The sequence below is a fragment of the Xanthobacter sp. BG11Y11_SDJG genome, assembly GCF_057364445.1.
Window position 1 is genome coordinate 1 of sequence record NZ_JBNFNU010000244.1, and the last position, 6,555, is coordinate 6,555.

7 protein-coding genes and 1 pseudogene are annotated in these 6,555 nt (G+C 70.3%); 5 read left to right on the top strand and 3 right to left on the bottom strand.

From position 1 onward, the window contains the following. Positions 1-413 (bottom strand): hypothetical protein (locus AC2W7M_RS17350; RefSeq protein ID WP_486133580.1); only part of this gene is annotated, 413 nt, incomplete at its 3' end. A 50-nt stretch (positions 414-463) separates the two neighbouring features. On the opposite strand from AC2W7M_RS17350, the gene AC2W7M_RS17355 reads away from it, so the two are divergent. Further along, on the top strand, positions 464-871 hold the full coding sequence (locus tag AC2W7M_RS17355) for a hypothetical protein (RefSeq protein WP_486133582.1): 408 nt from the start codon (positions 464-466) through the stop codon (positions 869-871). A 296-nt stretch (positions 872-1,167) separates the two neighbouring features. Then, positions 1,168-2,580 carry an MFS transporter gene (locus AC2W7M_RS17360; RefSeq protein ID WP_486133583.1) on the top strand — a complete coding sequence of 471 codons (1,413 nt, stop codon included), beginning with the start codon at positions 1,168-1,170 and terminating at the stop codon, positions 2,578-2,580. Here AC2W7M_RS17360 and AC2W7M_RS17365 read toward each other — a convergent pair. Together AC2W7M_RS17365 and AC2W7M_RS17370 are read right to left on the bottom strand one after the other, a co-directional pair. Next, positions 2,556-3,089 carry an SRPBCC family protein gene (locus AC2W7M_RS17365; RefSeq protein WP_486133585.1) on the bottom strand — a complete coding sequence of 178 codons (534 nt, stop codon included), beginning with the start codon at positions 3,087-3,089 and terminating at the stop codon, positions 2,556-2,558. The genes AC2W7M_RS17360 and AC2W7M_RS17365 overlap by 25 nt on opposite strands. Positions 3,090-3,167: 78 nt before the next feature. After that, positions 3,168-3,500 carry an ArsR/SmtB family transcription factor gene (locus AC2W7M_RS17370; RefSeq protein ID WP_486133587.1) on the bottom strand — a complete coding sequence of 111 codons (333 nt, stop codon included), beginning with the start codon at positions 3,498-3,500 and terminating at the stop codon, positions 3,168-3,170. 136 nt (positions 3,501-3,636) lie between these two features. Between AC2W7M_RS17370 and AC2W7M_RS17375 the strand changes: the two genes are divergently transcribed. The 3 genes and pseudogenes from AC2W7M_RS17375 to AC2W7M_RS17385 all read left to right on the top strand — a co-directional run. Then, positions 3,637-3,972 carry a cupin domain-containing protein gene (locus AC2W7M_RS17375; protein ID WP_486133589.1) on the top strand — a complete coding sequence of 112 codons (336 nt, stop codon included), beginning with the start codon at positions 3,637-3,639 and terminating at the stop codon, positions 3,970-3,972. Positions 3,973-4,044: 72 nt separating this feature from the next. Continuing rightward, a complete protein-coding gene (locus tag AC2W7M_RS17380) occupies positions 4,045-4,278 on the top strand; it encodes a hypothetical protein (protein ID WP_486133591.1) in 234 nt (77 codons plus the stop codon). A 211-nt stretch (positions 4,279-4,489) separates the two neighbouring features. Then, positions 4,490-6,555 (top strand): annotated as a pseudogene (locus tag AC2W7M_RS17385) (ATP-dependent helicase); the annotation flags it as partial.

The following is a 6,555-nucleotide window of genomic DNA, read 5'->3' on the forward strand; positions in this document are numbered from 1 at the left end:
GGCGGGGCAGGGGCGACGGCGCTCGCGGCGCCGCGCCGCTCAGCCGCCGGGCCTTGGCGGGCGGCGGTCATGCAGTCCTGGACCGCGCCGAACATCTGGCCGGCATCGTTCATCTGCCAGGAGACGGTCTTGCCGGCGAGCGTCGCCGACATGCGCCCGCCCATCTTCATGGCCTCCAGCGTCCCGGCGTCCAGGAAGAAGCGTTCGCGCAGTCCGGGCGCCTGCGCGACCGTGGAAACGGGCTGCGACGCGCGGCCGATCTCCAGCATGCCCGTGAGCTGGGTGCCCTTCGGGAAGGCCATGTCCGGCACGCTGATGGCCCAGCGATTGTTCGGATAGAAGATGACGTTGACCTGATTGGCGCCGGTGCCCGTGACGCCGCGGCACAGGAAGAATTTGCCGTCCTGGAACACCGTCTCCACCCGCCACTGGCCGACGGTGCGGAAGGGGGGTCGCGATCTGCTTGCCGGGGGTGGCGGACGGGGCGGCCGGCGTCGCCACGCCGCCGCCGGCCTTCAGCGCCGCGGTGAGGCAGTCCTCCACCGCGCCGGTGGCCTGGCCGGCATCGTTCATCTGCCAAGCGACGGTCTTGCCGCCGAGCGTCACCGACATGCGCCCGCCCTGCTTCATGGCCTCGAAGGTGCCGGGGTCCAGGAAGAAGCGCTCGCGCAGGCCTGGCGCCTGCGCGACGGTGGAGATGGGCTGCGAGGCGCGGCCGATCTCCAGCATGCCCGAGAGCTTGGTGCCCTGCGGGAAGTTCATGTCCGGCACGCTGATGGCCCAGCGCTGGTTCGGATACTTGATGACGTTGGCCTGGTTGGCGCCGGCGCCGGTGACCGCGCGGCACAAAGTGAGCTTGCCGTCGTCATAGACGGTTTCGATGCGCCATTGGCCAACCGTGCGGAACGGCGTCGCGGTCTGCTTCGCCTGCGCCAGCCCGGTGTCCGCGAGCAGTATTGCGCCCGCAACGAGACCGCCGAAAACCCGCCCCCGATGTCCGACCATATCGGCCTCCCGCGCGCTCCGCGCCGTCGGCGCGACAGGCCGCGCCAGCGCCTGAGGAAGCGCAAGCGCGGCCCTCCGTCAAGCGTCGCAAGGGCAAGGGGATAAGACGGTCGTTTCGCGCCGGCGCTTTTCGTTTGGCTGCGCCCGGCGCACTGTCGCGCCATGCACGAGCCCGCGACGCCGCCCCTTCAGCCGCAGACCGCAACGCCCGCCGGCGCGCCCACCCGCGCAGTGGTGGGCTGGATCCTGTTCGATCCCGCCTGCCAGCCCTATTTCACGCTCATCACCACCTTCATCTTCGCCCCCTATTTCGCCTCCGCCGTGGCGGCGACGCCGGCGCAGGGTCAGGCGCTGTGGGGCTTCGCCACCGGCGCGGCGGGGCTGGTGATTGCCTTGTGCTCGCCCTTCCTCGGCGCGGTGGCGGATGCAGCCGGCCGGCGCAAGCCGTGGATCGCGGCGTTCGGCGCCATGCTGGTGCTGGGGTCGTCGCTGCTCTGGTTCGCGGAGCCGGGCAACGGGGCCCGCATCCCCCTGATCCTCGCCGCCTTCGCCATCGGTACCATCGGTGCCGAGTTCGCCACCGTGTTCAACAATTCCATCATGCCGACCTTGGTGCCGCCGGAGCGGCTCGGCCGGCTCTCGGGCACGGGATGGGCGGCGGGCTATTTCGGCGGCCTGGTCTCGCTGGCGCTGATGCTCGCCTTCTTCTCCACCCAGCCGTCCACCGGCCTCACGCTGCTGGGTCTGCCGCCGGCGCTTGGGCTCGACGCCGCGGCGCGCGAGGGCGACCGCTTCGCGGGGCCGTTCACGGCGCTGTGGTTCCTGGTGCTGGTGGCGCCCATGTTCCTGTTCGTGCCGGATGCGCCGAAGGCGATGCCGCTCAAGGCGGCCATGCGGACCGCGGTGGCGGAGATGCGCGCCATGCTGCCGAAGCTGAAGGCGCGCCCGGCACTCGCGCGCTTCCTCCTCGCCAACATGGTCTATGCGGACGGCCTCGTGGCGCTGTTCGCCTTCGGCGGCATCTATGCGGCGGGCACGTTCGGCTGGGGCTCCATCGAGATCGGCATCTTCGGCATCCTGCTCACCGTCACCGGCACGCTCGGCGCGTTCGCCGGCGGGCGGCTTGACGATGCGTTCGGCGCGCGCGCCGTGATCCTCGGCGCGCTCGTGGTGCTGATCCTGGCCGCCATCGGCATCCTCTCGCTGGAGAAGGATGCGCTCCTCTTCGGCCTCGTGCCCACGGCGCCCGCCGAGGGCCTGTTCGCCACCTGGCCGGAGAAGGCCTATGTGGGCATCGGCCTGTTCATCGGCCTGGTGGCGGGGCCGCTCCAGGCGGCCTCGCGCACCCTGCTGGTCCGCCTCGCGCCGACGGAGAACCTCTCCGAATGCTTCGGGCTGTTCGCCCTCTCGGGGAAGATCACCTCGTTCGCCGCGCCCACCTCGGTGGCGGTGGTGACGGCGCTCACCGCCAGCCAGCGGGCCGGCGTGGCGGTGCTGGTCGCCTTCTTCACCCTCGGCGCGGTGCTGATCGCCGGGGTGCGGGGCGCGCCTCAGCCGGGCAGGCGCGCGTCATAGGCCTTGGCCAGCGGGTCGAGCACGCTCCAGAAGGCGGAGCGGGGCGTCCCCGCCAGCACCTCGGCGAGCAGGTGCAGATGGGCGTGCCAGCCGCCGGAGACGCTGAGCATGGCGGCGCGGTCGGCGAGGCAGCGATGGGTCAGCACCATGCGCACATGGTCGCCCTCAAGCGTCAGCTCGATCAGCACCTCGGAGGCGGGGCGGCCCTCCTTGTCGAGCCCGAAGGTGAAGCCGAGCCGGCGCTCCGGCTCCCAGGCGGTGACGCGGCCCTCAAGATGCTGCGTGCCGCCGTGGCAGGCATAGGAGCCGGTGGCGGGGACCGGCGGATCGCCCAGCCGATCGTTCTCGAAGGTGAGCGCGATCGCTCCGCCCACGAACGGCTCCATGGTGCCGGCGGCGAGCCATTTCGCGCGCAGGTCCGATTGGGTGAGGTGGCTCCAGACCCGCGCCAGCGGGCCCTTCAGGCGCCGCTCGAAGCGCACGGCGCCCGCCTCGGTGACGACGCCCATGGGCGCTTCGGCGGCTTGGATGGCGTCGGCGGCGGTGTCAGGGGCCGGCCGCGGCGGCGCGGGCATAGGCGGTGCTGCTCATGGATTCGTCTCCGTGTCGTCGGATGTGTCGTCCGGTGCGTCGAGGGCGGCCGCGAGATCGTCGAGGCGCGTGCTCCAGAACCGCCGCGTGCGGGCGATCCATTCCTCCATCCCGTCGAGGCCGCCGGGATCGAGGCTGTAGATGCGCCGCTGCCCTTCGCCGCGCACCCGCACCAGCCCCGCCTGGCGCAGGGTCTTCAGGTGCTGGGAGATGGCCGGCGCGCTCCGGGAGAACGCGGCGACGATGTCTCCCGCCGCCATCTCGCCTTGGGCGAGGCGTTCGACGATGGCGCGGCGGGTGGGATCGGAAAGGGCTGCGAAGCTGTCCATGGGCCTATATTTTCTGATTCACTTAATTAAGTCAATACGAAAATATTACTCCTCGCCTTGCCCTCATCCAGGCGCTGGGGGAAGGATGGCCGACGATGCGCGCGCCCCTTGGCGCCCGGGCCAGGAGGGGCCTGCCATGACGCTCCGTTCCATCCGCTTCGACCCCCGGCCTCAGGTGGACCCCGCCGCCGCCACCACGGTCCATGAATGGTACCAGGACCGGACCGGCGCCTTCTCCGCCGGCTTCTGGGCCTCGCAGGCCACTGAGATCGCCGTGAACTATGAGGAGGACGAGTTCTGCGTGCTGCTCGAAGGCACGGTGGAGCTGACCGACGCCTCCGGCCACACCGAGACCTACGAGGCCGGCGCCTCGTTCGTGATCCCGGCGGGCTTCACCGGCACCTGGAAGAGCGTGACGCCGGTGCGCAAGTTCTACGTGGTGCATCTGGCGCCGGAGGCGCCGCCCGCCTGACCGGCGCGCCGGAACCTGAACCGCCCGCGCCGTGTTGCCCTTTCAGACCTGTTTCCTGGAAGGGAGAGCGCCATGTCGATCCGTCTCCAGATCGCCGCCATGCTGTTCATGATGATCCAGGCGGTGCTGTTCTTCGCCGCAACGCTGTTTCTGCTGCTGTCGCCTTTGTCGCAGGAGGCGATGGCGCTCATGCCGTGGCTGGTGGTGGGCACCACGCTCCTGTCGCTGCCGCTGTCCTGGGCGCTGGCGCCCCGGCTGCGAGCCCGCACCTGGCGCCGCGAGGGCACCATGGAGCTGCTGAAGTGACGCCCTGAGGGGAAGCCTGCCGCGCGGCCCGGCGAAATCCACCGCCAAGCTCGCAATTGAGCCGTCTCGGTGCCATTTTGTTCTGCAAGAGATCATTTGGCCCGAGACCCTGCCCCTTTGACCATCGCCTCCCCATCCGCGCCGGCCCGAGCCGCGCCCGAGCTTCCCCGGCCTGAAGCCCGGCGGCATCGCCGCGCGGGCGCGCGCCGCCATGACGCCTGCGGCACCCGCGGCGACCTATCTCGCCGGTCTCAATCCGGAGCAGCGCGAGGCGGTGGAGACGCTGGACGGCCCGCTGCTGGTTCTGGCCGCGCCGGCACCGGCAAGACCCGCGTGCTCACCGCCCGCGTCGCCCATATCCTCGCCTCCGGCCGCGCCTTCCCCTCGCAGATCCTCGTGGTGACGTTCACCAACAAGGCCGCGCGGGAGATGAAGGACCGCATCCACGCCATGGTGGGCGACCAGATCGAGGGGATGCCCTGGCTCGGAACCTTCCATTCCATCGGCGTGCGGATCCTGCGGCGCCACCATGAGCTGGTGGGGCTGAAGAGCGGCTTCACCATCCTCGACACGGACGACCAGATCCGCCTCTTGAAGCAGCTCCTCGCCGCCGAGAACATCGACGAGAAGCGCTGGCCGGCGCGGCTGCTCGCCGCCACCATCGACGGCTGGAAGAATCGCGGCCTCTCGCCCAAGGACGTGCCGCCCGGCGAGGGCGCCGTGTTCGCCAACGGCAAGGGCGGGATGCTCTATGGCGCCTACCAGGCGCGCCTCAAGGCGCTGAACGCGGTGGATTTCGGCGACCTGCTGCTGGAGGGCATCCGCCTGTTCCGCGAGAACCCGGACGTGCTCGCCGAATACCACAAGCGATTCAAGTATCTGCTGGTGGACGAGTATCAGGACACCAACGTTGCGCAGTATCTGTGGCTGCGCCTGCTGGCGCAGGGCTCGAAGAATGTCTGCTGCGTCGGCGACGACGACCAGTCTATCTATGGCTGGCGCGGCGCCGAGGTGGACAACATCCTGCGCTTCGAGAGCGATTTTCCCGGCGCCAAGGTGATCCGCCTGGAGCGCAACTACCGCTCCACCGGCCACATCCTCGCCTCCGCCGCCCACCTCATCGCCCACAATGAGGGGCGGCTCGGCAAGACCCTGTTCTCCGAGGGAGACGAGGGCGAGCGCGTCACCGTCACCGGCGCGTGGGACAGCGGCGAGGAGGCGCGCGCGGTCGGCGAGGAGATCGAACAGCTCCAGCGCGCCGGCCACAAGCTCTCCGAGATCGCCATCCTGGTGCGCGCCTCGTTCCAGATGCGCGAATTCGAGGACCGCTTCGTCACGCTCGGCATGCCGTATCGCGTCATCGGCGGCCCGCGCTTCTACGAGCGGGCGGAAATCCGCGATGCGCTGGCCTATCTGCGCTGCGTGAACTCCACCGCCGACGACCTGGCCTTCGAGCGCATCGTCAACGTGCCGAAGCGCGGCATCGGCGATGCCACGGTGAAGCAGATCCACGACGTCGCCCGTGCCGCCGGCGTGCCGCTCCAGGAGGCGGCGCGCGTGCTTACCCAGAGCGAGGAGCTCAAACCCAAGGTGCGCGCCACCATGCGCGGCCTGATCGAGGCGTTCGACCGCTGGCGCGAGCAGGCGCGCACGCTCTCCCACACGGAACTCGCCGAGATCGTGCTGGACGAGAGCGGCTACACCGAGATGTGGCAGAAGGACCGCTCCGCCGAGGCCGCCGGGCGGCTGGAAAACCTCAAGGAGCTGGTGCGCTCCATGGAGCCGTTCGAGAACCTCTCCGGCTTCCTGGAGCATATCTCCCTCGTCATGGACGCGGAGAACGGCGCCGGCGAGGACGCGGTGCAGGTGATGACCCTGCATTCCGCCAAGGGGCTGGAATTCGACACCGTGTTCCTGCCCGGCTGGGAGGAAGGCCTGTTCCCGCACCAGCGCGCTTTGGACGAGCAGGGCAGGCGCCGCTTGAGGAGGAGCGGCGGCTCGCTTATGTGGGCATCACCCGCGCCCGCGCCTCGGCCCGCATCTGGTTCGCCTCCAACCGGCGCATCCACGGCATGTGGAACTCGACCGTGCCCTCCCGCTTCCTCGACGAGCTGCCCCCGACGCCCATGTGCGGGTGGAGGAGAGCCGCGGCGGGGTGGGGCTGGGGGGGCTCCTCCTATGGCGGAGGCTACGGCGGCAACAGCTACGGCCAGAGCCGCTTCGACCGCGCCGAGCCGTTCGGCCGCCTCGTCCTATGGGACGCCCGGCTGGCAGCGG